Origin of the sequence: Streptomyces sp. GS7 (assembly GCF_009834125.1) — a bacterium.
Taxonomy (GTDB): domain Bacteria; phylum Actinomycetota; class Actinomycetes; order Streptomycetales; family Streptomycetaceae; genus Streptomyces.
In genome coordinates this window covers 4,936,823-4,962,006 of record NZ_CP047146.1, presented here as the reverse complement: position 1 = coordinate 4,962,006, position 25,184 = coordinate 4,936,823, and the positions used below count along the sequence as shown (strand labels likewise).

25 protein-coding genes are annotated in these 25,184 nt (G+C 70.4%); 15 read left to right on the top strand and 10 right to left on the bottom strand.

Annotated elements, in window-relative coordinates:
- Positions 1-57 precede the first annotated feature (57 nt).
- Positions 58-1,299: an FAD-dependent oxidoreductase gene (locus tag GR130_RS21950; protein WP_159506281.1), complete on the bottom strand. Its 1,242-nt coding sequence runs from the start codon at positions 1,297-1,299 to the stop codon at positions 58-60.
- 499 nt (positions 1,300-1,798) lie between these two features.
- Complete coding sequence (locus GR130_RS21945) at positions 1,799-2,209, bottom strand: Fur family transcriptional regulator (RefSeq protein WP_159506280.1); 411 nt, start codon at positions 2,207-2,209, stop codon at positions 1,799-1,801.
- A 579-nt stretch (positions 2,210-2,788) separates the two neighbouring features.
- Between GR130_RS21945 and katG the strand changes: the two genes are divergently transcribed.
- The 3 genes from katG to GR130_RS21930 all read left to right on the top strand — a co-directional run bounded on the left by katG (position 2,789) and on the right by GR130_RS21930 (position 7,582).
- Positions 2,789-5,005 (top strand): catalase/peroxidase HPI, encoded by a 2,217-nt coding sequence (gene katG, locus GR130_RS21940; RefSeq protein WP_159506279.1) that lies wholly within the window; start codon positions 2,789-2,791, stop codon positions 5,003-5,005.
- A gap of 72 nt (positions 5,006-5,077) precedes the next feature.
- Positions 5,078-6,427, top strand: a complete 1,350-nt coding sequence (locus GR130_RS21935) for a cytochrome P450 (protein ID WP_159506278.1) — start codon at positions 5,078-5,080, stop codon at positions 6,425-6,427.
- Between the two features lie 177 nt (positions 6,428-6,604).
- The gene (locus GR130_RS21930) at positions 6,605-7,582 is read left to right on the top strand and encodes a phosphatase domain-containing putative toxin (RefSeq protein WP_159506277.1); all 978 of its coding nucleotides are present in this window, start codon (positions 6,605-6,607) and stop codon (positions 7,580-7,582) included.
- 31 nt (positions 7,583-7,613) lie between these two features.
- On the opposite strand, the gene GR130_RS21925 is transcribed toward GR130_RS21930, so the two are convergent.
- Complete coding sequence (locus GR130_RS21925; RefSeq protein WP_159506276.1) at positions 7,614-9,413, bottom strand: coagulation factor 5/8 type domain-containing protein; 1,800 nt, start codon at positions 9,411-9,413, stop codon at positions 7,614-7,616.
- A gap of 357 nt (positions 9,414-9,770) precedes the next feature.
- Between GR130_RS21925 and GR130_RS21920 the strand changes: the two genes are divergently transcribed.
- Genes GR130_RS21920 through GR130_RS21910 form a run of 3 tightly spaced genes read left to right on the top strand, consistent with a single transcriptional unit; the run spans position 9,771 to position 11,184 of the window.
- Positions 9,771-10,355, top strand: a complete 585-nt coding sequence (locus GR130_RS21920; protein WP_159506275.1) for a DUF6230 family protein — start codon at positions 9,771-9,773, stop codon at positions 10,353-10,355.
- Positions 10,355-10,714: a DUF6114 domain-containing protein gene (locus GR130_RS21915; protein ID WP_159506274.1), complete on the top strand. Its 360-nt coding sequence runs from the start codon at positions 10,355-10,357 to the stop codon at positions 10,712-10,714. Before GR130_RS21920 ends, GR130_RS21915 begins: the two co-directional genes overlap by 1 nt.
- Positions 10,711-11,184: a hypothetical protein gene (locus GR130_RS21910; RefSeq protein ID WP_159506273.1), complete on the top strand. Its 474-nt coding sequence runs from the start codon at positions 10,711-10,713 to the stop codon at positions 11,182-11,184. Before GR130_RS21915 ends, GR130_RS21910 begins: the two co-directional genes overlap by 4 nt.
- An 87-nt stretch (positions 11,185-11,271) precedes the next feature.
- Here the strand turns inward: GR130_RS21910 and uppS are convergent, their stop codons facing one another.
- Positions 11,272-12,087, bottom strand: coding sequence for a polyprenyl diphosphate synthase (gene uppS / locus GR130_RS21905; RefSeq protein ID WP_236573343.1), 816 nt, complete (start codon positions 12,085-12,087; stop codon positions 11,272-11,274).
- 138 nt (positions 12,088-12,225) lie between these two features.
- On the opposite strand from uppS, the gene GR130_RS21900 reads away from it, so the two are divergent.
- Positions 12,226-12,777, top strand: coding sequence for a hypothetical protein (locus GR130_RS21900; RefSeq protein WP_159506272.1), 552 nt, complete (start codon positions 12,226-12,228; stop codon positions 12,775-12,777).
- Between the two features lie 182 nt (positions 12,778-12,959).
- Here GR130_RS21900 and GR130_RS21895 read toward each other — a convergent pair whose 3' ends face one another.
- Positions 12,960-13,598, bottom strand: coding sequence for a TetR/AcrR family transcriptional regulator (locus GR130_RS21895; RefSeq protein ID WP_159506271.1), 639 nt, complete (start codon positions 13,596-13,598; stop codon positions 12,960-12,962).
- Positions 13,599-13,980: 382 nt separating this feature from the next.
- On the opposite strand from GR130_RS21895, the gene GR130_RS21890 reads away from it, so the two are divergent.
- Positions 13,981-14,958, top strand: a complete 978-nt coding sequence (locus GR130_RS21890) for a helix-turn-helix domain-containing protein (RefSeq protein WP_159506270.1) — start codon at positions 13,981-13,983, stop codon at positions 14,956-14,958.
- 124 nt (positions 14,959-15,082) lie between these two features.
- Here GR130_RS21890 and GR130_RS21885 read toward each other — a convergent pair whose 3' ends face one another.
- Positions 15,083-15,424, bottom strand: coding sequence for an SH3 domain-containing protein (locus GR130_RS21885; RefSeq protein WP_159506269.1), 342 nt, complete (start codon positions 15,422-15,424; stop codon positions 15,083-15,085).
- 559 nt (positions 15,425-15,983) lie between these two features.
- Here GR130_RS21885 and GR130_RS21880 point away from each other — a divergent pair.
- The 6 genes from GR130_RS21880 (at position 15,984) to GR130_RS21855 (ending at position 20,520) form a co-directional block, all read left to right on the top strand.
- The gene (locus GR130_RS21880; protein WP_236573340.1) at positions 15,984-16,973 is read left to right on the top strand and encodes a phospholipase D-like domain-containing protein; all 990 of its coding nucleotides are present in this window, start codon (positions 15,984-15,986) and stop codon (positions 16,971-16,973) included.
- A 319-nt stretch (positions 16,974-17,292) separates the two neighbouring features.
- Positions 17,293-17,559, top strand: coding sequence for a hypothetical protein (locus tag GR130_RS21875; protein WP_159510129.1), 267 nt, complete (start codon positions 17,293-17,295; stop codon positions 17,557-17,559).
- Positions 17,560-17,566: 7 nt separating this feature from the next.
- Positions 17,567-18,757: a glutathionylspermidine synthase family protein gene (locus tag GR130_RS21870; RefSeq protein ID WP_159506268.1), complete on the top strand. Its 1,191-nt coding sequence runs from the start codon at positions 17,567-17,569 to the stop codon at positions 18,755-18,757.
- Between the two features lie 358 nt (positions 18,758-19,115).
- Positions 19,116-19,295, top strand: coding sequence for a CopG family transcriptional regulator (locus GR130_RS21865; RefSeq protein ID WP_159506267.1), 180 nt, complete (start codon positions 19,116-19,118; stop codon positions 19,293-19,295).
- 1 nt (position 19,296) lies between these two features.
- Entirely contained in the window at positions 19,297-19,641 is a 345-nt protein-coding gene (locus GR130_RS21860; RefSeq protein WP_159506266.1) for a VOC family protein, read from the top strand.
- Positions 19,642-19,662: 21 nt separating this feature from the next.
- Positions 19,663-20,520: a class I SAM-dependent methyltransferase gene (locus GR130_RS21855; RefSeq protein ID WP_159506265.1), complete on the top strand. Its 858-nt coding sequence runs from the start codon at positions 19,663-19,665 to the stop codon at positions 20,518-20,520.
- A 111-nt stretch (positions 20,521-20,631) separates the two neighbouring features.
- On the opposite strand, the gene GR130_RS21850 is transcribed toward GR130_RS21855, so the two are convergent.
- Positions 20,632-21,243, bottom strand: a complete 612-nt coding sequence (locus GR130_RS21850; protein WP_159506264.1) for a methyltransferase family protein — start codon at positions 21,241-21,243, stop codon at positions 20,632-20,634.
- Positions 21,244-21,522: 279 nt separating this feature from the next.
- Between GR130_RS21850 and GR130_RS21845 the strand changes: the two genes are divergently transcribed.
- Complete coding sequence (locus GR130_RS21845) at positions 21,523-22,569, top strand: alpha/beta hydrolase (protein WP_236573337.1); 1,047 nt, start codon at positions 21,523-21,525, stop codon at positions 22,567-22,569.
- A gap of 237 nt (positions 22,570-22,806) precedes the next feature.
- Here the strand turns inward: GR130_RS21845 and GR130_RS21840 are convergent, their stop codons facing one another.
- From GR130_RS21840 to GR130_RS21830, 3 genes are all read right to left on the bottom strand, one after another.
- Positions 22,807-23,490 (bottom strand): VC0807 family protein, encoded by a 684-nt coding sequence (locus GR130_RS21840; protein ID WP_236573335.1) that lies wholly within the window; start codon positions 23,488-23,490, stop codon positions 22,807-22,809.
- Positions 23,491-23,516: 26 nt separating this feature from the next.
- Complete coding sequence (locus GR130_RS21835) at positions 23,517-24,161, bottom strand: TetR/AcrR family transcriptional regulator (RefSeq protein ID WP_159506262.1); 645 nt, start codon at positions 24,159-24,161, stop codon at positions 23,517-23,519.
- A gap of 145 nt (positions 24,162-24,306) precedes the next feature.
- Positions 24,307-25,140, bottom strand: a complete 834-nt coding sequence (locus GR130_RS21830; RefSeq protein WP_159506261.1) for an SDR family NAD(P)-dependent oxidoreductase — start codon at positions 25,138-25,140, stop codon at positions 24,307-24,309.
- Between the last annotated feature and the right edge of the window lie 44 nt (positions 25,141-25,184).

The window sequence follows — 25,184 nt, the reverse complement described above, 5'->3', positions numbered from 1 at the left end:
ATGGCCGAGCGGCCCACCTGTCGGCTGATGCCCGTCGCCGCACCTCCTGTCGTGCCGTCAGTAGTCCGGCAGGTCGAAGGCCGTGGCGGCGAGGAAGGCCGCCATGGTCTCGGGGGCGGGCTCCTCGAAGCCCGCCGCGCCGGCGGGGTCGGAGTCGGCCCCGCCATCCGTGCCCGAGCCCGCGTCCCCGGTGGCGGTCAGGGCTCTGCCCGCGTCGAGCAGTGCCTGATTGGCGGCCACGTGGTCGCGTAGCCGCTCCTCGTAGGCGGGGTAGGCGGCCCGGTGATCGCCGTCGGCCGCGTGCAGTTCCCCGGCGAGCACGTAGGCCGCGGTCAGCGCCACACTCGTGCCCTGCCCGGTGAGCGGCGAGGGGCAGTACCCGGCGTCGCCGAGCAACGCGACACGGCCGCGTGACCAATGGTCCATCCGGATCTGCGCGACCACGTCGTAGTGGAAGGCGTCCGTCTCCCACATGGCCTTGAGGAAGCGCGGCACTTCCCACCGCAGCCCGGCGCAGCGCTCCGCGATCAGCCGCTTCTGCTCCGTGGTGTCGCGTGGCAGCAGCCGCTCGGTCGGCTCGTCGGAATGGAAGCCGACGAAGACGCGCAGCTCGGCGTTGTCCCGTACGGTCATGGCCATGCATCCCCACACGCCGTCGCCACAGGGGCCGTGGAAGACCTCCCAGCGGTCCAGGCCGAGGTGGTTGGGGGCGCTCCACGCGGCGATGTAGGTGCCTATCGGGTGCAGGTAGTCGGATTCGGGGCCGAAGACCAGGCGGCGGGTGGCCGAATGGAGGCCGTCGGCGCCCACGACGAGGTCGAAGGAACGCTCGGCGCCGCTGGTGAAGTGGACCTGGACGCCGTCCTCGTGCTGAACGAGGCTGCGCATCGAGTCGCCGAAGAGGTACTCGACGCCGGGTCCGGCGGCCCGCCGCAGCAGGGTGCACAGCTCGTCGCGGAGGATCTCCACGTCGGGGCTGTCGACGGGGCCGCCGCTGAGCGTCCGCTCGGTGGTGCGGCGCAGCTCGCGGCCGTCCGCATCGACCTGGGACATGCCCCGCAGGCCGGTCTTGCGCGCCTGGACGTCCTGGAGCAGGCCCATCCGTTCGACGACGTGGAGGGCGCTGCCGCGCACGTCCACCGCCTGCCCGCCGGCGCGCGGCTCCGGAGCGCGCTCGACGACCGTGACGCGGAAGCCGTAGCGCTCCAGCCAGTAGGCCAGGGCGGTTCCGGCGATGCCTGCGCCGGAGATCAGGACCGAGGTCGTGTGCGAGTGGTGTGGTCGGACGCTGTCCGTCATGGTGAACCTTTCGGGATCGGTGCCGTTCGACCATCCTTGACGGGGGCGCCGACGGCCCGCCGACAGGACGCCGACACCGCTCCGACACCCCCGTGACCGCACCCCCGCCGGTGCCGCCCACATCGCTGACTGTCACTCACCGGGCGGGTCCGCACCTGGCGATCGCGCATGCCGGGTCGGTGGGCCGGAGGAAGGGGAAAGGCCAGCGGTCGAGCTGGGCCGCGACTCCGTCGCGGATGAGGTGCGGACCATGGGGGAACCAGGCGTCGAAGTCGCTGTTCCCCAGCTGCGTATGCCGGGCGGGGGTGGGGTGGAGCTCCGCCCGCGCTTCGACGAACTCCCTTGCAGTGCGGCGTAGTTCGGTCCTGTCGGCCTCGCGTCGCAGCCGGTCGCGCCAGGTGTTCGTGCTCGCTACACAGCCTGGAGGACCTTTACGGCGACGTCCTTCACGGTCTCCTGGGCGCCCGCCGCGCGCGGGAGGTCCGGGGGCGGGCGCGGCTCAGGTGCAGTCGGGGCACAGGCCCCGGTAGGTCATCTCGACGCCGGAGACGGTGAAGCCGAACCGCTCGGAAGGGGGCAGATCGGCCAGGGGGTCGCCGTCGGGGTGGACGTCGCGGATGGCGCCGCAGCGCGAGCACACCAGGTGGTGGTGCGGACGGTGTGCGTTCGGGTCGTAGCGCTTGGCGCGGCCGTCGGTGGCCACCTCGACCACCTCGCCGAGCGAGACCAGTTCACCGAGGGTGTTGTAGACCGTCGCGCGGGAGATCTCCGGTAGCCGGGCGGTGGCGCGCGCGAGCACCTCGTCCGCGGTCAGGTGGACGTGCTCGCCGTCGAGAACCTCGGCGACGACCCGGCGTTGGGCGGTCATCCGCCAGCCACGTCCGCGAAGCCGTTCCAGCAGGTCACTCATGGTCACCAGCCTCACAGTGCATCGTCCGGCGAATGAATCCGTATGGATCTGGTTGCCGTATTGACTTGGACCTCGTCCATCGTAGGATCTGTTCCGGCGATAGCCAAGGGACGAGACAATCGCAGGGAAAAGCACGTGACGGTTCACCAGACGGGTCCGCTCACCACCACATCCTGTTGCGTCGGTTGCGGACGGCCACAGCAGCGAGCAGGCGAGCGCCGGCGGCTCCGTGCCCGGCGTCCCTGCGTGCGGCGCCGGCGCCCGGCGGGTGACCACCTCGTGGACGGTGACCACCTCGGCGTCGAGGCGACAGCCCCCGGGGCATGCGGTCGCGTAAGCCATGCAGGCCATGCAGGCCATGTGGGTCATGTCTCCTTTCACACCGTTCACGGGCCCGCTCCGCGGTCGTCGCGGCGCGACCCGCAGGCCGTGTCGACGGGGCCTTCCGTCCGACCGCGTCCGACGACACCGGCCTCCCGGCCCACGAAGCCGGGGCCGTCCAACCGGGGCCTGCGCCCCGCCCGTTCCACTGCTGATGGTTGCTGAGCACTGTGATCCGCCTCATCCGGAAGGATTCCCATGTCTGAGATCCATGACGCACAGGCCGAAGGCGCGACGACCGAGGGCGCGGGCGGCTGTCCGGTCGCTCACGGGCGCGCCGCGCACCCGACCCAGGGCGGCGGAAACCGCCAGTGGTGGCCGGAGCGGCTCAACCTGAAGATCCTCGCCAAGAACCCCGCCGTGGCGAACCCCCTCGGCGAGGAGTTCGACTACGCCGAGGCGTTCACCGGCCTGGACCTCGCGGCCGTCAAACGGGACATCGCCGAGGTGCTGACCACCTCGCAGGACTGGTGGCCCGCCGACTTCGGCAACTACGGCCCGCTCATGATCCGGATGGCCTGGCACAGCGCCGGTACGTACCGCATCAGCGACGGCCGCGGTGGCGCCGGTGCCGGCCAGCAGCGCTTCGCGCCACTCAACAGCTGGCCGGACAACGCCAGCCTCGACAAGGCCCGCCGTCTGCTGTGGCCGGTCAAGAAGAAGTACGGCAAGAGCATCTCGTGGGCCGACCTGCTGGTCCTCACCGGCAACGTCGCGCTGGAGTCGATGGGCTTCGAGACCTTCGGCTTCGCCGGCGGCCGCGAGGACGTGTGGGAGGCCGAGGAGGACGTCTACTGGGGCCCCGAGACCACCTGGCTCGGCGACGAGCGCTACACCGGTGACCGGGAGCTGGAGAACCCGCTCGGCGCGGTCCAGATGGGCCTGATCTACGTCAACCCCGAGGGGCCCAACGGCAACCCGGACCCGATCGCCGCGGCCCGCGACATCCGTGAGACGTTCCGGCGCATGGCGATGAACGACGAGGAGACCGTCGCCCTGATCGCCGGTGGCCACACCTTCGGCAAGACCCACGGCGCCGGCCCGGCCGACCACGTCGGCCCGGACCCCGAGGGCGCCCCGATGGAGCAGATGGGCCTCGGCTGGCAGAGCACGTACGGCACCGGTGCCGGCCCCGACGCGATCACCAGCGGCCTCGAGGTCACCTGGACCACCACCCCGACCCAGTGGAGCAACGGGTTCTTCAAGAACCTCTTCGAGTACGACTACGAGCTGACCCAGAGCCCGGCCGGCGCCAACCAGTGGGTGGCCAAGGACGCCGAGGCGATCATCCCCGACGCGCACGACGCGTCGAAGAAGCGCCTCCCGACGATGCTCACCACCGACCTCTCGCTGCGCTTCGACCCGATCTACGAGCCGATCTCGCGCCGCTTCTACGAGAACCCGGCGGAGTTCGCGGACGCCTTCGCCCGTGCCTGGTACAAGCTGACGCACCGTGACATGGGCCCGGTCGCACGCTACTTGGGCCCCGAGGTCCCCTCCGAGGTGCTGCTGTGGCAGGACCCGCTGCCGCAGCGCACCGGCGAGCCGATCGACGCCGCGGACATCGCCTCCCTCAAGGAGCAGGTCCTCGGCTCCGGCCTCACGGTCTCCCAGCTGGTCTCGGCCGCCTGGGCCTCGGCCTCCTCCTTCCGCGGCAGCGACAAGCGCGGCGGTGCCAACGGCGCCCGCATCCGCCTGGAGCCGCAGCGCAACTGGGAGGTCAACAACCCGGACGAGCTGGCGCAGGTGCTGCGCACGCTGGAGGGCATCCAGGGGTCCTTCAACTCCGCGGGCGGCAAGCAGCTCTCGCTGGCCGACCTGATCGTGCTCGCGGGCGGCGCGGCGATCGAGAAGGCGGCCAAGGACGGCGGCTTCGACATCGAGGTGCCCTTCACGCCGGGCCGGGTGGACGCCGCCCAGGACCAGACGGACGTCGAGTCGTTCGACGCGCTGGAGCCGGCCGCGGACGGCTTCCGCAACTACGTCGGCAAGGGCAACCGCCTGCCGGCCGAGTACCTGCTGCTCGACAAGGCGAACCTGCTGACGCTGAGCGCGCCCGAGATGACCGTCCTCGTCGGCGGTCTGCGCGTCCTGGGCGCCAACCACGGGCAGGCGAAGCACGGCGTCCTCACCGACAAGCCGGGCGCGCTGACCAACGACTTCTTCGTCAACCTGCTCGACCTGGGCACGACGTGGAAGTCGACGTCCTCGGCGCAGGACGCGTTCGAGGGCCGTGACGCGAGCGGTGCGGTCAAGTGGACCGGCACCCGTGCCGACCTGGTCTTCGGCTCGAACTCCGAGCTGCGTGCCGTCGCGGAGGTCTACGCGAGCGACGACGCGAAGGAGAAGTTCGTGACGGACTTCGTCGCCGCGTGGGACAAGGTCATGAACCTGGACCGGTTCGACCTCGCCTGATCACCGGTCACGTCCAGGTCGGCCCGCACCGGCCGGCCTGGACGTCTCCGTTCCGAGCCAGGAGGAGTGGTCATGGACATCCCAGGTCCCGAGCCGCGGGCGGACGGAGGGGTCGGCGCCATCGCGGCAGCGGGCGGACTGCACCACTACCAGCTGCGGCTGCACGCCGAGTACGGGCCCGTCGTACGGTTCCAGCTTCCGGGCGTGGAGACGGCGGTTTCGGTCGCCGACCCCGTACTGCTGGAGGCCACGGCGCACCTCGATGAGCGGCCGGAGCGGCTGTTCGCGTTCCTGGACCCGCTGTTCGAGGCGGGTAACCTCCAGGTGATTCCGGCCGAGGAGCACACCCCCTGGCGGCGCGTGCTGCTCTCGGTACTGGCCGGACGCCCTTCCCATGAGCGGCACTTCGCGCGGTTCACCGAGCTGGCGACCGCACTCGCGGACCGTTGGGCAGAGCAGGCAGAGCAGGCAGAGCAGGCAGAGCGAGCCGACCGCGCATCCGTCGTGCTGCAGAAGGACCTCACCGCGCTGTCGCTGCGGATGATCTGCGCGTACGCGCTGGGGGGCGAGGCCGCGGACCCGGACGGCGTGGTCGCCGCGTTCGAGGAGGTGCTCACCGAACACCTGGGACGGCTCTACCAGGTGCCTGACGTGGGCAGCCGGCAGGAGCGTGCCGAGCGGGCGGAGGCGGCCCTCGGCCGGCTGCGCACGATGGTCGACCAGGTGGTCGCGGCGCACCGTTCCGACGCCCGCACGGACCGGAGCGATCTGATCGGGGCACTCGTCGGGGCGGGGGAGCGGCCCGCGCGCGTCCGCGACACCGTCATGGTGATGATGCTGGCCGCCCACCACACGACCGGGGTGGCCGTCTCCTGGACACTGCACCTGCTGGGACGGCACCCCGAGGCCGCCGCACGCGTCGCCGACGAGCTGGACCGCGTGCTCGGCGACCGTGCGGCGCCCGACTACGCCGACCTGCGACGGCTCACGTATCTGGAGATGGTCCTCAAGGAAGCCATGAGGCTCTTCCCGCCTGGTCCGTACGGCGCGCGCGAGACGGCCGAACCCCTCGCCCTGGGCGACTACGAGATCCCCGCCGGGGCGACGATCTTCTACCCCTTCTGGGCCGTCCACATGAACCCCGACCACTGGCCCGAGCCCGAGAAGTTCGTTCCCGAACGCTTCACCCCGGAAGAGACGGCCAAGCGGCCGCGGCTGGCCTACCTCCCCTTCGGGCTCGGTCCGCGCAGCTGCGAGGGGGCCGGCCTGGCGATGGTCGAGGCCGAGCTGGTCCTGGCCGTACTCCTCAAACGCTTCCGCTTCCGGCCCGTACCGGGCCATGAGGTGACCCCGATCGAACGCTTCGTGCTCTGGGCGGCCGAGGACATCCGCATGACGGTGAGCCCCCGGATCCCGGGGTAGGCGCGGCGGTACCGCCCGTTTGCAACGTGGTCGTCCGCTCTCCCGCCGGCGATCAACAGCCGTGCAGGACAGGCCATTGCGGGCTCCGATCGCCGTCCGGGACGAACCTCCCGGCCCCCATGGTCGTCTTCACCACCGGCCCGGCGGCCGGACGGCCCGGGGGAAGGGGAGACACACATGACAGGACATCCACGGCGCTGCCGTCAACGCCGGCTGCGGACCCGCGCGTTGGCGGCCCTGCTGACCGCGCTCGCCGCACTGCCGACCGTGGCGGGCTGTGCGAACGGCGGCCCGGCGGCCCGCGGTTCCACGGCCCCACGGCAGGTCCGACAGATCATCGACATCGCCGACACCCCTGCACTGCCCAAGAACTTCCGTGTGGCCGGCGCCGTGGCCAAGCCCGAGCCGGGCAGCAAGGCCCCGTCGTTGGAGGGACTGGCCACCCTGCACGCTTCGGGGAGCGGTGTCTTCTCCACGGCCGGTCTGCGGACGGTCAACGACCACCTGCCCGCCGGACACGGCCCCGTGGTCGATGTGGACCTGCGCCAGGAATCACACCTGTACGTCAACGGGATGCCGGTCAGCTGGTTCGGGGACAAGGACGACGCCAACATCGGGCTGAGCCACGGCCGGGTACTGGCCGACGAACAACGCCGACAGGAGCAGCTGGAGCGGACCGGCCCGGTGAGCTTCGACTGGATACCGGGCAAGTCGGTGAAACCCGACGGCCCGGTGCGCGATCCCAAGACGGTCCGCACCGAGGCCGATGTGGTCGAGCAGGCGGGCTGGCGCTACGTCCGGCTCACCGTGCCCGACCATCACCGGCCGCAGAACGACGAGGTGGATCGTTTCGTCGCCTTCGTCCGCAGCCTGCCGCAGGGCACCTGGCTGCACTTCCACTGCCGTGCGGGAGTGGGGCGCACCACCACCTTCATGGCGATGTACGACATGATGCGCAACGCCCGACGGGTCTCCCTCGACGACATCCTGCGGCGCCAGGCACTGATCGGCGGCAAGGACCTGACCTCGGAAGCGCACTCCGACAAGCCCGAGGCCCGTGAACGGGCGGCCTTCCTGCGTGCCTTCTACGCCTACGCCCAGAAGGACACGGACGGGTTCAAGACCCCGTACTCCCGCTGGGCGGCCGGGCGCTGAGGCGACGGCCGGCCGCCCGGTCCCACTCGGGTCAGGGGTAGGTGACGACAGTCGACGGCGTGGTGGACGCGCCTGAAGTGGGGGCGCCGGTGGCGTTGATGACGTGCTCGTACTGGCCCTTGCCGCCGAGCGAGACGACCAGCAGGTCGTGGAACCTCACGCCGGGAGCGTCCGGCGCCGCGAAGCCGTGGTCCTGGCGGATGCCGGGGTCGGCGGTGTAGTAGCAGTAGCTGCCAAGCCCCCATGCCTCGTGGGTCGTTACGGAGTCGCCGACCTTGTAGGCGGCGTAGCCCCGGACGGTGCCGTCCTGGATCGCGGCCTGGTCGGGGGCGTCGTACGCCTTCTCGTTCTGGAAGAAGACGGTGCGCCCGCGCTGGCCGTACCACTGGACGTCGTACTTGTTGAAGTGCTCGACGAACAGGCCGGTCGCGAAGACGTCGTCGCCGTTGACGCGGATGCCGTAGTCGGCACGGTTGACGTCCCAGCCGACGCCGCTGCCGTGGTCGGCGCGCCAGACCCAGGTGTGGTCGATGACCGTGTGGCGGCTGTTGACCTCGATGCTCGTGGTGGCCTTGCCGGGGCCCGCGCCGCCTATCCGCACGAACACGTCCTGCACGGTGGTCGGGTTGGCGGAGTGGTCGGTGGCGGCCCCCTGCGGACCGATCCGGAGGAGGACGGGAGAGTTGACCGGGCCGGCCTCGATGAGGAACCCGGCCAGCCGGACCCCGTCGACGTCGGCGACCGTCACGGCGATGACACCGTTGTCAGGGATGAGTGTGGCGTAACCGAGGCCGAGGACCACGGTGTTGGCGCGGTTGACCTCCAGTGCGCGGTCGAGGTGGTAGATGCCGGGGGTGAGGAGCAGGTGGAGGCCCTGGGCCAGGGCGGCGTTGAGCGTGGCCGCCGTGACACCGGGCTTGGCGACGTAGAACTGGCCGAGCGGCAGCGAGGTGCCCCGCGGTGTGCCGCTGCCCCAGGTGGGGCCACTGGCGTCGGTGCGCTTCTCGGGCAGGAACACCCGGTATTCACTGCCGGAGAGATAGAGGAAGGGCTTCTCCCGGGAGACGGCGGTGGTGGCCAGCGTGGTGTACGGCGGGTTGGGAAAACCCTGCGGGGGAGCGCCCTGTACACCGGAGAACACCATGTTCCAGACGCCGTTGGTCCAGCCGCCCACCGCGCTGTCGCGGGTGTACCACTGCTGCTGGGAGTACGGGCTGACCGTGCCGTCGATGCGGCTGTCGGCGATGTAGCCGCCGCTGGCCCAGCCGTAGCCGCTGGGCGCGAGGGTGAGTCCGCCCCTGACGTGCATGCGTCTGAAGGGGGCGGCCTGGGCGACGGCCCAGCGGTTGGTGCCGTTGGCGGGGTTGAGCGCCAGGTTCTCCGCCGAACGCCAGAAGTTCTGTGTGGCGTTTCCGTTGAACCAGCCCGCGTCGACGGTCACATCACCGTTGATGGTCGTGTCGTCGGGGGACAGGCCGAGACCGGCGATGGACGTGTAGAAGCCGAGCTGGGCGTTGAGCCCGCTGTAGGTACCGGGCTTGAACAGCAGCGCGTAGCGGCCGGTGCCGAACTGCGCGGATTCCTGCTGCCGGAAGACCTGGTCCAGTTGTGCCTGGATACCGGGCGTGGACGGATCGAAGACCAGTACGTTCGGGCCGAGGTCGCCGCCGCCCGGCAGTGGCTGCGCGGCGCCCGGCAGGGCGGACGCGGTGGAGGCGAGGGCGAGTGCGGCCGGTGCCGCGGTGGCGGCCGCCATGGCGCCGAGGAGGGTGCGGCGGGTGGGGGTGGGGGTTTTGGGGGATGCCGCGGCTTGGGTGGGGGGTGTGGGCATGAGGGGACTCTCCGAGTTCAGGAATTGAACGATAAAGGCGGAGGGAGCGCTCTGTTGCCCGGGAATGCTTCATCTAAGTGAAGGGTGCGTCAAGAGTTTTCGCCAAGGTCGCGGTGTCCTTGGGGCAACTGAGCGCTCTGTGACCGCTCTCTGATGCCGAACGCTTCAACTTCTGCCGATCGCCGCGCTGTTCGCGGAATCCGCCGGTGCGGCACTGCCTTCGGTACGGTGCGGAGAAACCTTGGCCAGGCTTCACGCACTTCGCGCGCCCCTGTGCGCTCCGAGCAGCCCGCGTGGGCCTCCACGCGCCGGGCTGCCAGGGGCAACCGGGGCTGCCTTCGGTAGTTCAATGAGGCTGTGGTGGAAGATGCGCGCAGTGTGGGAAGGGCGGACCACCGGCTCAACCGGCGGCGGCTGGCCGCGGCCTCGGTCATAGCGCTGGCCGGTGCGGGCGGGTTGCTGCTGTGCATGGCTCACGGGGTGTTGGCGGTGTCCGTGGCGGGGTCGGGCGGTGCCTTCAAGGTGTCCGGCGAGCAACTGGACGGCGACGGGGTCACGGAGGTGACCGATTCCGTGGTGGAGCAGGACGGGACCCATCACCCGGTGGCGGTGGTGAGCACGGAACGGGCGTCGGTCCGGGGGCTGTGCGCCAGCCTGCTGGTGCCCACGCCGTTCGGCCCCTTCACCCTGCGGGGAGCTGCGGGACGCACCGCCCCCGTCCAGGCGACGGGGCTGATGGTCGACACCGATCACGTCAACGGCACCGACGCCACCTTCACCGGCCTGCGCGTGGGGCTTCTGCCGAAGGGCGGCATCGGTGTCCGGGCCGGGCATACGGCCGTGTCCCGGACCCGGTTCACCTCCTCGCTCGCCACGGTGGGCAGCTTCCGGGTGCACGATCTGGACGTCACCGTCAAGCCCGGCCGGGCGGAATGCTACTGATGCGGCTGGGTGATCGGGCGTGGCGGCGCGGCCGCCCGTGGGGCGCCGCCGTGCTGGCCGTGCTGGGGTCGGCGGAGATGCTGCTGCTGCCGTTCTCCGGCGGCCCGGCGACGGTGACCGTGGCCGGGATCGTCGGCGGCGCGGGGTTCTCCACCAGCGTGCCCCTGCTGGCGGCCTCCCTGATGCTGATCACGCACCCGCACTTCCACACGCCGCTGGGGCTGGTGGTGCTGGCGCTCGCGCTGGTCGCCCTGGTGACCTGCAACGCGGGGGGCCTGCTGGTGGGCAGCGGCCTGGCCGCCGTCGGCGGCGTATGGGGATTCGCCTGGCTGCCGCCCGCTGCCGCGGAGCGCACGTGAAGCGGATCGGGTGGGCGGCGACGGTCCTGCTCAGCACCGCAGTCGTGTCGGGTCCCGGGCCGGTCCCGGCTGTCGGCCGGGCCCCGTCCCCGGCGTTCGCGCCGCTGACGGTGCGTGCCCGGACCGTCAGCGCCGGGCCCACCCACTGCGTCCTGCGGGCGGACGGCCGGCACCCGTTGCTGCACTGCCGGTTCACCCGCCTCGCACTCACCGGGGTGCAGGTCACCGCTCGCACCCCTGACGGCGATGTCACGGTGGAGTGCGACCGTGCCGAACTCCCCGGTGCCGCCGAGGTGGATCTCACGGCCGTCGGCGGCCGGCTCTTCGGCGTGCTGCCGGTGCACTGGGACGCCACGCTGCCGCTGCCGGCCGCCGTCGCTCCGTCACTGGCGCTGACCGATGTGGCCGCCACCGTCGACGGCTTCTCCGTACAGGGCGGCCGACTCCGGGAAGTCGTACAGCACCGGTGACCGTGAACGCGTACAGCACGGGTGCCCGGGAAGCCATATAGCGCCGGAGACCGTGGCGTCGCACCGCACCGATGACCGTCACCGTGTCTAGGGAACCGCGCCGAAACGTCGCTTACGGGCGGCGAACGCCCGGATGAGGAGCCGGAGTTGGTCACCGGTGAAGTCGGGCCAGAGGGTTTCCACGAAGAAGAACTCCGCATAGGCCGACTGCCACAGGAGGAAGTTGGAGATCCGCTGCTCTCCCGAGGTACGGACGAGCATGTCCACATCGGGCAGGTCGGGCAGCAGCAGGTAGCGGGCGAAGACCTGCTCGTCGATGGCATCCGGTTCCAGCCGCCCGGCCAGCGTGGAGCGGGCCATGGCCGCGGCCGCGCTCGTGATCTCGGCGCGGCCACCGTAGTTGAGGCAGAAGACGACGGTCATCGACCGGCCGTTCCGGGTCCGCAGCTCCGCCTCGCCCAGTGCTTCGACCAACTCGGGAGCCAGCCCTGCCTGTATCCCGCACCACCTCAGGCGAAGGCCGCGCTCGGCGTAGTCCAGGTGGTCGGCGGCCCACCGGATGCCGTCGGCGGCCAGCCGCATCAGGGCGACCACCTCGGCTTTGGGCCGGCGCCAGTTCTCGGTGGAGAAGACGAAGAACGACAGATGGCCGACGCCCTCGTCGAGTGCCGCGTCCAGCACGGACCGGACCGCATGCGCGCCCGCCTCGTGGCCCTTGATCCGGGGCAGCCCTCGGGCGGTCGCCCACCGCCCGTTGCCGTCCATGATGATGGCGATATGGAGGGGGCGGCCGTTCCCTGCCGGGGGCCGCGGCGGGATCCCCACCGCTCCCTCGGCCCGCGCGTCCGCGCCGCGGAGCAGCCATGTCGCCATGGATATCCGCCATTTCGAGAGTCTGTCCATCAGCTACCCCCTGAGCGCGCTCCCGTGTGAAGCGTTACCTGGAAGGCGGACGTCACATGCCCCAAACCATCCGGTCGGGCGAATCGTTGGTGAGTTGTGGTGGAGAAGCGCACGCGCAGCGGTAACGCGCCGGATCGGATGGCCCTTTGGACGGGCAGGCTGTTCGCGCCCCCCGTGCTTCCGGTGGCCGCCGGGTGCGCACTCAGCTGGCGGGCGGCCCTGCTCGCGTGGGGAATCACCGCAGCCGGCTGCGCGGCGCTGGGGGTGACGGTCATCGCCCTGGGGGTACGCCGGGGCTGGTGGTCGGACTGGGAGTTGAGCCGCCGGGCCGAACGCCCGGTGCCGCTCGCCTGTGCAACGGCCGGTGCCCTGGTCGTGTGGCTGGCCTGCTGGTGGCTCGGTGCCCCGCGTGAACTGCTGGTGCCGGCGTCGCTCGCCCCGCTCGGCGGCGCGGCGTTCCTGGTGTGCACCCGCCGGGGCAAGGTGTCGCTGCACACCAGCGCTGCCGCGGGCGGGGTCGCCCTGCTCTCGTTCGAGGTGAGCGGGTGGTGTGCGGTGGTCGGGGTTCCCCTGCTGGCGCTCATCGGCTGGTCGCGGGTGCGGATCGGAGCGCATACGGCGCGTCAGGTGTGGGCGGGCTGTTTGCTGGGCGCCGGGCTCACTGCCGCGGTGCTGTGGCTGGCCGGCTGAGCCGGGGCGCGCAGCCATGGCGGAACGGGCGCCCGGGCCGCCAAGCGGCGAGCCCTTCCTCGGCGGCCCGGACCGCGAACTGCACCTGCCCCGCGAGCCGGTGGGGGGGCAGGAGGCCACTCGTTCCGGCAGTCGTCATCCGCCTCGGTTCCGGCCGTCACGGTCCCGGACCACGTCGCGCGTCACCTCCCGCCGCCGCCCTCCCCGTCCCCCTCACGCTGCTCGTCTCCGGTGAACAGCCTGTCCAGGTGCTGCTCGACGGCGGTGAGTGCCTCCTGAGGCGTGACCACGTCCAGTTCGATGAGGGTGGTGAAGCCGGTGAGGGCGAGGAGCAGATGGGTCTCGGCCACCGGGTCGCGGTCGGGGCCGATGTGCCCGTCGGCGATCGCCTGGCGGATCAACTGCTCGAAGACCAGGCGCCCTTGGGTGATGCCGTCGCGTGCCTGGGCGTGGATCGTCTCGTTGTGCAGCGCCTCCAGGACGTAGGCGGCGCTCATCCGGCTGGCCGCGCGGGCGTCGGAGTGCAGCGGGAGCAGCTCCGTGAGCATCACCCGGAGCACGTCGCGGGGGTGCGGCCGGTCACCGAGTTCCTTGAGGCCCTGGCTGACACGCAGCGACTTCTGCTCGTAGGCGAGGTCCATGGCGAAGGAGAGCATCGCCTCCCGGGAGGCGAAGTAGTGCTGCAGCGCCCCGTGGGAGATGCCTGCCTCCTTCGCGACCTCGCGCAGGGACAGATGCGAGACGCCGTGCTGCTCGACCACCCGCCACAGCGCTCGCGCGATCACTTCGCGGCGTTCGTGGTGATCCACCTGCTTCGGCATCGTCGGCTTCTCCGTTGCTCCCCTGTCAATACGCTTGACATAATACACCTGGCAGATAACGCTGGAATCCTGACATCCAAGGCAGTGACATACCTGAACGGCCAACGGTGCGTGCTGCGAAGGGTGTGATCGGGGGCGGTCGGCGGCGGGGGAGACGCGGTGTTCCGAAGCCTCCCCGCGCCCAACCGCCCACGGGAACCCCGCTCTTCGTCGCATCGTCTCTCCTCGGGCCCGGGACGGGACGCGGGGAGAGAAGGAGTCCGGAGCCGTGATGTCACGGCCCGTCGCGGCTCATCCGAGTCGGGTCCGGGTGGCGTGTGGGATGACGTGGGGTGCCGGGGCAAGCACGTGGGAAGCGTGGGAAGAGACGGGGTGTTGGCGCATGTTGCCGGAGAGCGTCTTTCGGAGTGAGGATTTCCCTGCGGGGGATCGGTTCGAAGTCTGGCGTGATCTCATTGGCCGGACTCACGCGCCCGTGGAGCTCAGCTGTGATGTCGAGGCGGACCACCGGGCGCATCAACGTGTCCTGGAACTGGGTGCGATTCGGGTGTGGCCGGCGACGACGTACCGATTGTTGGGGTACCACCGGACGCTGAAGATGGTCCGCCGGTCCGACCCCGAGCAGTATCACCTCGCGCTTCCCCTCATGGGCGTCAACCGGCTGTCCTGGGACGACCGGAAAGCCGAGTTCGGTCCCTACGAGTTGCATCTCTACGACAGTTCACAGGTCTTCGACGCCTATACCGTCAATGACCACGGGTGCTACTCGGGGGTGGGAGTCGAAGTCCCCAAGGCGCTGCTGCCGTTACCGCCGGGCCGGGTGGATCGATTATTCGGACGGGCAATGCCGGGGCGCCAGGGGGTCGGAGCCCTCCTGACCCAGTTCCTGCTCCAGGTCGTCAACGACAGCGGTTCGTACCAGCCATGCGACGGGCCACGACTGGAACCGATCCTGACCGATCTGATCGCGGCGCTGTTCGCCCACACTCTCGACGCCGACAACCATCTGACGCCGGAATCCCGTCGGAGGACCCTGGCCTTACGCATCCAGGCGTTCATCCGGCAGCGGCTGGGCGATCCCGGGCTGACGCCCCGGACCGTCGCCGCCGCGCACCATATCTCCGTCAGTTACCTGCACCGTCTCTTCGAAGGGGAACACGAGACGGTGGCCGCCATGATCCGTCGCCTCCGTCTGGAACGTGCTCGCCGGGACCTGGCCGACAGGGCGTTGAGTGACACACCGATCCACGCCGTCGCGACGCGCTGGGGCTTTCCCCGTGCCGCAGAGTTCAGTCGTGTGTTCCGTGCCGCCTACGACGTGGCTCCCAGGGACTACCGGGAGCAGGCACGGCAACGCTGATCAGCCGCCGCCGGTCATGAACTCCTGTCGCATGAGGGCATGTCGGCCCAGTTCCCTCCGAAGGTTTCGGCACCCTCCGAAGAGGTTCCTGACCGGCGACGCCGGCGCACCGCAACGGGGCTTGCTAGTAGCAGGACTTGGGCGGGTGTACCGGCGAGGCGAAGTGGCCTGACCAGACCCACGTTTCGTCAGGTTGCACATCGGCTACCCGGTACCAGAGGTAGCCCGAAGGCGTCTCGGTGGTTTCGCAGTCGATCCTGATGGGCGTGCCTGCCGGCGCCACGTCATAGCGGTGGGACGAGGAGTCGGGTTTGGCGTACTCGGGCGTGGCGTCGAGGGCGGTCATGAACACGTAGGACTGCGGCGAAGCGGGGCCCGAAGCCTGCGCCGGAGTCGACAGGGCCGTGAATCCGGCCAGGGCTACGGCGATGATCGCCGAATTCCTGAGTATGCGAGAGGTGGCCATTTTTCTCCTGTTTCCCTTTCTTTCGTCTTCCTGGGGATTTCCTTGATCTGGCGGTGAGTTTGCGCCGTGCCGCAGTGGCAACGCCGTCGAGCGCGTCCCTGGACCTCGGCGCTCATCGACTGTCGTCGGTGTGTCACCTGCACCGTCTGGCCTTCATCTTTGCCGGAAGTCGCCGGGACGTCGTTGGCGCACAGTCCACAGCTGTTGGCAATGAGTGCACTCGGGATGACCGGATGCTGCGGTCGGCCTGGCGAGCGGCTCGTCCCGAGCGGCACTCCGGCTCGGATCGTCGGCCAGGCCGTTTGCCCGGGCGGGCTGCGGCGGCGTCGGTCCGGCGACGCAGGTCAAGTCTCCGGATGGTCGATCTCATGGCCTGTCGAGTTCCTAACTACGCCAATTCCAGGGACAGTTGATCCACGAGGGGGCGCCGGGGCTGCTTTGCACAACGCTGCCCTTCTGTTCACTCAACTGAGCTTCAGCAGGCACCGGCACTGTGTCTTACTGGGGTGCGCTACGCGCGTTGAGCGCACCCCCCTCCCACTACGTCAGGAGAGTTCCGGTGACCCCCACCCGCCGTCTCATACCCACCCTGGCCGTAGGCGCGTTGGCCGCGGCGGCTGCCGTCGTGCCGGCCACCGCCCACGCCGCCAGCCCCTTCTCCCTGGTGATCCTGCCGGACCAGAAGGAGGGCGCGATCTACGACTTCGTCAACTCGGCGAAGAAGTCGGTCGACGTGACGATCTACGAGCTGCGCGACACCACCCTGGTCAACGACCTGGTGAAGAAGCAGAAGGCGGGCGTGAAGGTCCGCGTGGTCTTCGACTCCCAGCACGCGTCCATCGACGGTGCCGCCTACAAGGCGCTGTCCGCGGCCGGCGCCGGGGTGACGTACTCGTCCTCGGCGTACGTGTACACCCACCAGAAGACGATCACTGTCGACGGGGCCAAGTCGTACATCAGCACCGGCAACTTCGACACGAAGTACTACGCGACCTCGCGCGACTACGGTGTCTTCGACAACGACAAGGCCGATGTCGCGGCGATAGAGAAGGTCTTCAACGCCGACTTCGCGAAGACCTCCGTCACCCCGTCCGACGGCACCGACCTGGTCTGGTCGCCCACCGACTCGCAGAGCCACCTGCTGGCCCTGATCAAGGGAGCCAAGCACAGCCTCGACATCCAGCAGGAGGAGTTCGGCGACGCCGCGCTGGTGAATGCGATCATCGCGGACGCCAAGCGCGGCGTCACCGTTCGCGTCGTCGCCGAAAACCAGCACGCGAAGTACAACAAGCAGCTCAAGAAGGTCACCGCCGCTGGCGGCAAGGTGGCCACCTACACGAGTTCCACCGGCTACTACATCCACGCCAAGGCGATCGTCGCCGACTACGGCACGTCCGCCGCGAAGGTGTTCGCCGGCTCGGAGAACTTCTCCAGCAACTCGCTCAACCACAACCGCGAACTGGGCCTCATCGTCTCCGACTCCGCGGTCGTCAAGGGCATCGAGAAGGCGTTCACCGCCGACTTCCAGAAGGGCTCCCACAGGGCCTGACGTGCCACTGCGGACGCGTCCGGCGCTCTCCGGTCCCCACGCACTCCCGTTCCCCGGACCGTGACCGCCCACCCGGCCGCCAGCTCCCTGGATCGCCGCCTGAACGCATCGGGCGGCGATCCACGGCCGGGGTGCCGTTGTGCCGGCCCGTCCCCCGCGGGGCGCCGCCCGACCTCCCGCTGCGTCCCCCGGCGGGACGGCGTCGTAGGGTGGGTGGGCGCAGTTGTTCGTATACAGATCGACGGGGGTTGCAGTGGCGCGGAAGACGGATTCGGACACGGCGCGGCGGCTGCGCTCCGGTGCCGTGATCCTCGGTGGGATGGGGGTGCTGGCCGCGGCCCTCACCTCCTGCGGGAGCGAACCGGACAAGCGGTGCGTAGACCCTAAAAGTCACGACAAGGCCCAGGGGTACCGCGTGCTCAGCCCCTCGCAGTGCGAGGGCAAGGGAACGCACGGCGGCCCGGTCGGCCAGTGGTACTACGGCTCCGGCGGCTCCGGTCGGTACGTGAAGGGCGGCAGCTTCAGCAAGAGTGCGGTGGTGGAGCGCGGGGGCTTCGGCTCCGGGCGCGGCTCCTCGGGCGGCTGACCGCACCATGCACCGCCACACCATCGAGCCCCGCCCCGACTGGCAGACCATCGTCGAGGCCCAGGGCCTGATCTATCCCCTCACCCGCTACCCCGACGACTCCCTGCGCCCCTACTGGGACGAGAGCGCGTACTACTCCTTCTCGGCCGCCGAGATCGAGTCGCTGGAGGAAGTCGTCGAGGAACTGCACGGCATGTGCCTGGCCGCCGCCGAGCACATCGTCACCCACGAGCGGTTCGCCGACCTCGGCATCACCGATCCGCGCCTGGCCGCCAGGGTCGCCGAGGCATGGCGCCGCCGCGCCGAACTCCCCTCCCTCTACGGACGTTTCGACCTCCGCTACGACGGCACCGGCCCGGCCAAGATGCTGGAGTACAACGCCGACACCCCCACCTCCCTGGTGGAGGCCGCAAGCCCGCAGTGGTTCTGGATGGAGGACCGGTTCCCGGCCGCCGACCAGTGGAACTCGCTGCACGAGCGGCTGGTCGACGCCTGGAAGCGGCAGGCGGCCCTGCTGCCGCCCGGCGCCCCGCTGCACTTCGCGCACTCGGCCGCCGACGAGCTGGGCGAGGACCTGATGACGGTCGCCTACCTGCGCGAGACGGCCGAGCAGGCGGGCCTGACGACCGAGGCGATCTCCGTGGAGGAGATCGGCTGGGACCGGCTCTCCGGCCGCTTCGTCGACCAGCGGCTGCGCTTCGTCCGGGCCTGCTTCAAGCTCTACCCCTGGGAGTGGCTGGCCGCCGACGCGTTCGGCCCGTACGTCCTGGACACCCTCGACAACGGCGGCGCCACCGGCACCACCCTGTGGATCGAGCCCGCCTGGAAGATGCTGCTCTCCAACAAGGCCCTGCTGGCCATTCTCTGGGAGCTCTTCCCCGGCCATCCCCACCTTCTGCCCGCCTACCTGGACGGCCCCCGCCAGCTGGCCGCCCCGGACGGTCCCGGCTATGTCGCCAAGCCCCTGCTGGGCCGGGAGGGTGCGGGCGTCACCGTCCACCCGCCGGGATCCGCCCCCGCGCAGCCCGAAGAGCCCTGCTGCTACCAGGAGTTGGCGCCGCTGCCCGACTTCGACGGAAACCGCGTGGTGCTCGGCGCCTGGGTCGTCGAAGAGGAGGCCGCCGGACTCGGCATCCGCGAATCAGCGGGTCTGGTCACCGACGGGTACGCACGTTTCCTGCCGCACCTCATCCGCTGAGAGCGCGCTGCGACGGCGCGCCCCCTCGGCGGCTCGCCGCGCGGACACCTCCATCAGGACCCGCAACGGGCACACGGTGCCGGAGCGAGCGGGGGAGTCCCGCCGGCCTCAAGCACCGCGACGCCGCAGGCGACGCGTTCCGGCGGCGCTGTCCTACGCGGGGCCGCAGATCACCCATGCCTGAGCCTCGCCGTGCCTGCGCCGGCGACCCCCTGCCTACGCGCCCACGACCCCCCGCGCCTAGTCCGGCGACGCCGCGCCTGGGGGCGACGAGTGCCGACGCCGACGCCCTGAGCCTCCTGGACCGGTTCGCCGTATCGACGGGCGAATAGCTTGCTAGGATGCTAGCATCGCGCTCGTGGGTGATGAGGAAGTCAAGCAGTTCAACGTGTACCTGCCGATCGGGCTGATCAAGCAGGTCAAGTACCGCGCCATTGAGTCGGGCATGTCGTTGTCGGCATTGGTTGCCGACGCCCTGCGTGCCTACCTCGACGACGCCCAAGGCCAGACAGGTCAATCGACCGGGAAGGAGACCTGACATGGCGACCGAAGGAATCGAGGCCGTGTTCCTGACGACCCACAACTGGGGCAGGGCGGCGAAGTTCTTCCAGGGGCTGGGCTACGAGTTGGAGTTCTCGACCGACCACAACTCCGGCCGGCTCCGCAACGGCGACGGGCCGTACGTCTTCATCGCCGAGGTGCCCGAGGACCAGGAGCCCCGGACGCAGGTCGTGTTGAAGGTTCCGGACGCGGACGCGTTCCGCCCCGATCCTGCCGTCGAGGTGGTGACGCCGTTCGAGGACACCCATTACGGAACCAGGGAGATGACCGTCCGCGACCCCGACGGGCGTCTGTGGAGCCTCCAGGCCCCCGCCGGTAACTGACCGAGGCGAAAGGGGAACACCATGGCAGACGAGCAGATCGGGGAGCCGGACAACACCGCGGTGCGGACCGCCCTGTGGCGGGCATTGCACGTCCAGCTCGACCCGCCGCCGCACGTGCTCAGGGACGAGACCGGCCTGGAGCTGGCGGCCCCCGACGACGACTGGCGCCACCGCCCCGACATGGACCCGCAGGCCACCGTGGGGTTCCGGGCGGCCATCGTGGCCCGCGCCCGTTTCGTCGAGGACCTGATCGAGGAGCAGGCCGACCGCGGCGTGACCCAGTACGTCATCCTGGGAGCCGGCCTGGACACCTTCGCCCAGCGCAGGCCGGAGGTCGCCTCCCGCCTACGGGTCTTCGAGGTCGACCAGCCGGGCACCCAGGCATGGAAGCGCCGCCGCCTGGCCGAACTCGGCTACGGCATCCCCGACTGGCTGCACCTGGTGCCGGTCGACTTCGAGGCGAGCGAAGACTGGCTGGAGAAGCTGGCCGCCGCCGGCTTCGACTCCGGTCGGCCGGCGGTCATCGTCTCGACCGGCGTCACCATGTACCTCACCAAAGACGCCACGGCGACCACACTGCGCCAGGTCGCCGGGCTCGCCCCCGGCTCGACGCTCGCCATGACCTTCCTGCTGCCGACCGAACTGCTCGACGACGCCGACCGCCCCGGCCTCCGGAGGAGCGAGAAGGGCGCGCAGGCATCCGGAACGCCGTTCATCAGCTTCTACACCCCGCCCGAGATGCTGGCAGTGGCCCGCGACGCCGGCTTCGCGGACGTCCGGCACGTGTCGGGGGAGGCACTCGCCGAGCGCTACTTCGCCGACCGCACCGACGGACTCCGCCCGTCGAGCGGAGAGGACGTGCTGCTGGCCACCACCTGACCCCTGGTGGTGCCGCTCCGGCCTCTTCGCGAGGCCGGAACCCGGCAGGCGCCCTGCCGGATGGGACTCCGGCAGGCGTGTCGGGGTGGCGACCGTCGGTGGGAGGGGCGCTTACCGACGGGCGGGGCGAGTCCACGGTATCAACGCCGGCACGCGCGTGCGGTAGAGCGCGTAGGCGGGACCGAACTGGCGGGCCATGAGGCCGTCTTCGACCCGGACCCGACGGAGCAGCCAGGGGACGGCGATCACGAGGAAGGCAATCCAGACACCGAAGCCGCAGGCCAGCATGCCGCCGACGACCAGGCCGAGGAAGCCGGTGTAGATGGGATGGCGCACCAGCCGGTAGGGGCCGTCGGTACGCAGCTCGTGGTGCTCCTTGACCATGGGGATGCTGGCCCACATGGTGCCCAGAACCCATCGCGCCCACAGCAGCAACGCGGTGGAGGCGACGGCGAGCAGGGCACCCAGCAGAGCCAGCTCGGGCTGCCAGTACTGGAGGTGATGCCACACCTGTGGGGTGTGTCTCACCAGCTCGGAGAACGCATAGGCGCCCGCGATCAGCAGGACCCTGCGCGGCAGGGTGCGACGCATACCGCGCACCCAGCCGCCCGGGCCGGCCTGGCTCCTCACGCCGAAATAGACACCACCCACGACCCAGGCCCCGGTGAAGATCAGGACACAGGCGCCGGTGAGAGCGACAAGTGCGGAGTGCAGTGAGTGCATGGGTCAAGGTTGCGCCTCGCGCGGAGCCGATGGCGACCACCCAGGGGTTGATATGGAGGGTTCCACCCACGGGTGGAGACTCGGCAGCCGACGGTGCAGGACAACCGCCCCCGCCCCCGACCAGTACGAGTACCCGGCCCACCACCCACACCGGCCCCCAGGTGATTGACTATGCCGCATGGACCTCACGCGCGCCTTCCCCACACGCCCGGACACGCTGACGAGCCGTTGCGGTCGGGACGCCGGCCGGTTTCCCCTCGCCCGACGGGAGGGCCTGGCATGAGTGCCGGTGGCATGCCGCCGGAGCCCGGCCCGGTCTCGACGGCCGGGGACGCGCCCCCGTTCGACCCCGAACTGAGGGTGGCGCTGGCGGCTTTGGGGGACGAGGCGAGGGAGCCGATCACCCTGGAGAACCTTGCGGCCCGGCAGCAGCGGGATGCCGCGGCCCGGCCCAGGCCGACGGTCCGGGATCTCCGGGCCGACGGCCGCTTCGAGGTGACCGAGCTGCGTGTACCGGGAGCGTCGGGCGGGCAGGACGTCACGCTGGTGAGCGCACGGCCCGCCGGGATCGCCGGGCCGTTGCCCCTGCTGTACTACATGCACGGCGGAGGGATGATCGCGGGCAACGCGTGGTCGGTTCTTCCGCGACTGCTGCGCGAGTGGGCTCTCACAATGGAGTTGGCCGTCGTCTCCGTCGAGTACCGGTTGGCGCCGCAGGCGCAGTATCCGGCACCGGTGGAGGACTGTTACGCCGGATTCGTCTGGGTGGCCGGGCAAGCGGCCCAACTGGGCATCGACGCGGGCCGGATCATCGTGGGAGGAAAGAGTGCCGGTGGCGGACTCGCCGCGGCGCTCGCCCTGCTCACCCGTGACCGAGGCGGGCCCACACCGATCGGACAGCTGCTTCTGTCCCCGATGCTCGACGACCGCAACGACACCTTCTCCAGTCACCAGATGGCCGGCATCGACACCTGGGACCGATCCTCCAACACCACTGCGTGGCAGGCGCTGCTGGGCGACCGGTACGGCGCAGCGGACCTGCCGCCCTACGCCGCTCCCGGCCGCGCCACGGATCTGTCCGGGCTCCCTGCGGCCTACATCGAGGTCGGGTCGGCCGAGACCTTCCGGGACGAGGACGTGGCCTATGCCCAGGCGATCTGGCAGGCCGGTGGCCAGGCCGAACTGCACGTGTGGCCCGGAGCGTTCCATGGCTTCGACACCTTCGCCCCACAGGCAGTCCTCAGCCAGGACGCCGGCAACGCCCGTTCCCGCTGGCTTCGGCGCATCCTCACCCAGTCCGCTCCGAGCAGCGGATCTGCCCGCTGAGCCCGTGGCCGGACGCGGCAACCGAGCGGTTCCGCTCCCCGACTACGGGCCTCGAACGCAGGTGGTTGCGAAGGCTCTCCACGACCGCCGTCCAACGGCTTGAGGCCCTGCCGCACCCAGGCCGACGGACAACAGCAACCCATCCCTGCGAGCAACGGACAGACGAGGGCCGGCGGCCCTCGCGCGATGAGCACCTCCACGGGATGAGCCCCCCGACGTCGGTGCCCGTGGCTCCCCCTACAGCTTGAGGCCGTGCCGCGTGATGTACCAGTTGTGGAACGTGAGCAGCCCGCCGAGCAGCACCAGCCAGAGCACGGTGCTGGTCAGCGGGAAGGCGTCCACCGGGATCGTGTACGCCAGCACCACCCGCAGCACCGCGTCGAGGAGGAAGACCGCGCCCCACACCGCCGTGACCAGTCGCAGGTGGTGACGGAACATCGGTTCCACGTCCCACCGCGCCTCCCATGCGACCAGTCCGGCCTCGCCGACCTTGGCGATGACGATGCCGCGCGAGGTCGTCATGATGAACGGACGCCGGGTGAGCAGTGTGCCGAGCACCCAGAGTCCGATCGCGGCGGTCAGCCAGCTGTCCCTGATCATGAGCACCCGTGGGCTGCCGGTGATCAGGGACAGCAGCGTTCCGACCACCACCAGGCTCAGCGTGAACACCGCCATCGCCTCCACCCGCCGCTGCCGCACGATGCCGTAACCGATCCACGGCAGCAACAGCAGGCCGCCTACGGCCATCGAGAGCCACTGGCCGGCGCCGGCCGCGCGCAGCCCGTAATAGGAGCCGAGCGGGATGACGAGTTCGAAGAGCAGCTGCGCGGCGAGTCGACGGCGCAGCGCCGCGGTGCGGCGTCGGGCGGGCGCTGCGGCGGCCCCGTCGGTGTCGGTCTGCGGTGCCTGCTGTGTTGCCATGGCGTGTTCCCCCGTTTTCGCTGTGGTCATGACGTGCTTCTGGTGGCCCGGTCGAACAGGTCGGCCAACTCCCGGCCGGCGGCCCGTACATCGAGATCGGGATCGCGGGTGGCGCGGCGTACCACGTCATCGATGGCGGCGCGGATCGCGCGCATCATCACCCACGGGTCGAAGTCGCAGAACTCGCCCGCGCGTTGCCCCTTGCGGATCTGCTCCACCTGGACGGTGAGGTTCGCCTCCGTGGTGTCGAGGAAGGCCGCCATGCCGGGGGAGCCGCCGGGGAGGTTGGTGAGGATCTCGGTGATCGCCGCGAGGTGGTTCGGGTACTCGGCGCACAGATCCAGGTTGCCCTCGATGGAGGCGCGCAGGCGGGCCGCGTAGCTCTCGTGGGCCTCGATGCGGGGGCGGAGGTGTCCCTCCGCGATCCGCAGTACCTCGGCGACGACCTCGCGCATCAGGTCGTCCCGCCCGTCGAAGTGGTAGGAGATCATCCCCGTGCTCCTCAGCCCGGCGCGCTCGGCGATCTTCGCGAACGAGGCCCGGTGGTAACCGACTTCGGCGATGACGTCGATCGCCGCGGTGACGATCTGGGCGCGACGGCCCGTCTCCGTGAAGGAGCGCTTGGCCTTGCCTCCCGCGTTTTGCTTGGACGAGCCATTTCTTGCTTGCATGAGCAAGACGGTAGCGCGGTTTGCTCGCCCAAGCAATACGGTGTACGGGCGCGGTCGGGACGGCACGGCCCTACCGGTCCGCGAGCCGGCCGGACTTACCGGACCGGACCGGACTGGATCGGTCGGGATCGGGCAGCCCGCCGGGTCAGGACCTGGGGTAGTCGGTCACCGCGGCGGTCGGCTCCAGAGCGTCGAGTTCGGACAGCCGTGCCGTGTAGTGGGCGCGGAGCACGCCGAAGGCGTCCGGGCCAAGCGGTAGTCGTCGCGGGGGCCGCGGCGACAGGACCGCGTCGAGGATGGCCTGGGCGGCGCGCTCGGGGTTGCCCCGCTGGGTGCCGTGGTGGGCGAGGAACGCGTCGCGGGGTGGCCCGACGATCGACCGGTACGCGGGAAGCTGGTCGGTCAGGCGCAGCGACCGCCCGCCGAAGTCCGTGCGGAACGCGCCGGGTTCGACGATCGTGAGGTGGATGCCGAACGGTGCGACCTCGGCCGCGATCGAGTCCGACACGGCTTCGAGGGCCGCCTTGGGGCCTGCATACCCCGCGCCGCCGAGCCCGGAGGTGACACCGACGATCGACGACATCTGCACGATGCGCCCCCAGCTCCGCTCGCGCATGCCGGGCAGGAGGGCCCGGGTCAGTTCGAGGCCGCCGAAGAGGTTGACCTCGAATGCCTCACGCAGTTGCCCATCGGTGGCCTCCTCGAAGGCGCCTATGAGCCCGTAGCCGGCGTTGTTCACCAGAACGTCGATCCCCGTCCGTGCGATGTCGGCGATCGCCGCCCGTGCTCCCGCCGGGTCGGCCAGGTCCAGCTCGACCACACGCACCCGGTCGGCGGCTCGGCCGACGAGACGGTCCAGCCGTGCCGCGTCGCGAGCGGTCGCGATGATCTCGTCCCCACGCGCGATCGCAGCTTCGGCAACTGCCGCTCCCAGGCCCGAACTGGCGCCTGTCACCAGCCAGCGCAACTGTCCATCCATGGCTCCGCCTTTCAAGATTCTTACCATGCTGGTAAACTTTCTAC

Bases quoted from the DNA above. Each gene is read 5' to 3' on its own strand.
- GR130_RS21950 (WP_159506281.1), bottom strand. From the start codon at position 1,299: ATGACGGACAGCGTCCGACCACACCACTCGCACACGACCTCGGTCCTG.
- GR130_RS21945 (WP_159506280.1), bottom strand. From the start codon at position 2,209: ATGAGTGACCTGCTGGAACGGCTTCGCGGACGTGGCTGGCGGATGACC.
- katG (WP_159506279.1), top strand. From the start codon at position 2,789: ATGTCTGAGATCCATGACGCACAGGCCGAAGGCGCGACGACCGAGGGC.
- GR130_RS21935 (WP_159506278.1), top strand. From the start codon at position 5,078: ATGGACATCCCAGGTCCCGAGCCGCGGGCGGACGGAGGGGTCGGCGCC.
- GR130_RS21930 (WP_159506277.1), top strand. From the start codon at position 6,605: ATGACAGGACATCCACGGCGCTGCCGTCAACGCCGGCTGCGGACCCGC.
- GR130_RS21925 (WP_159506276.1), bottom strand. From the start codon at position 9,413: ATGCCCACACCCCCCACCCAAGCCGCGGCATCCCCCAAAACCCCCACC.
- GR130_RS21915 (WP_159506274.1), top strand. From the start codon at position 10,355: ATGCGGCTGGGTGATCGGGCGTGGCGGCGCGGCCGCCCGTGGGGCGCC.
- uppS (WP_236573343.1), bottom strand. From the start codon at position 12,087: ATGGACAGACTCTCGAAATGGCGGATATCCATGGCGACATGGCTGCTC.
- GR130_RS21900 (WP_159506272.1), top strand. From the start codon at position 12,226: ATGGCCCTTTGGACGGGCAGGCTGTTCGCGCCCCCCGTGCTTCCGGTG.
- GR130_RS21895 (WP_159506271.1), bottom strand. From the start codon at position 13,598: ATGCCGAAGCAGGTGGATCACCACGAACGCCGCGAAGTGATCGCGCGA.
- GR130_RS21890 (WP_159506270.1), top strand. From the start codon at position 13,981: ATGTTGCCGGAGAGCGTCTTTCGGAGTGAGGATTTCCCTGCGGGGGAT.
- GR130_RS21885 (WP_159506269.1), bottom strand. From the start codon at position 15,424: ATGGCCACCTCTCGCATACTCAGGAATTCGGCGATCATCGCCGTAGCC.
- GR130_RS21875 (WP_159510129.1), top strand. From the start codon at position 17,293: ATGGGGGTGCTGGCCGCGGCCCTCACCTCCTGCGGGAGCGAACCGGAC.
- GR130_RS21870 (WP_159506268.1), top strand. From the start codon at position 17,567: ATGCACCGCCACACCATCGAGCCCCGCCCCGACTGGCAGACCATCGTC.
- GR130_RS21860 (WP_159506266.1), top strand. From the start codon at position 19,297: ATGGCGACCGAAGGAATCGAGGCCGTGTTCCTGACGACCCACAACTGG.
- GR130_RS21855 (WP_159506265.1), top strand. From the start codon at position 19,663: ATGGCAGACGAGCAGATCGGGGAGCCGGACAACACCGCGGTGCGGACC.
- GR130_RS21850 (WP_159506264.1), bottom strand. From the start codon at position 21,243: ATGCACTCACTGCACTCCGCACTTGTCGCTCTCACCGGCGCCTGTGTC.
- GR130_RS21845 (WP_236573337.1), top strand. From the start codon at position 21,523: ATGAGTGCCGGTGGCATGCCGCCGGAGCCCGGCCCGGTCTCGACGGCC.
- GR130_RS21840 (WP_236573335.1), bottom strand. From the start codon at position 23,490: ATGGCAACACAGCAGGCACCGCAGACCGACACCGACGGGGCCGCCGCA.
- GR130_RS21835 (WP_159506262.1), bottom strand. From the start codon at position 24,161: ATGCAAGCAAGAAATGGCTCGTCCAAGCAAAACGCGGGAGGCAAGGCC.
- GR130_RS21830 (WP_159506261.1), bottom strand. From the start codon at position 25,140: ATGGATGGACAGTTGCGCTGGCTGGTGACAGGCGCCAGTTCGGGCCTG.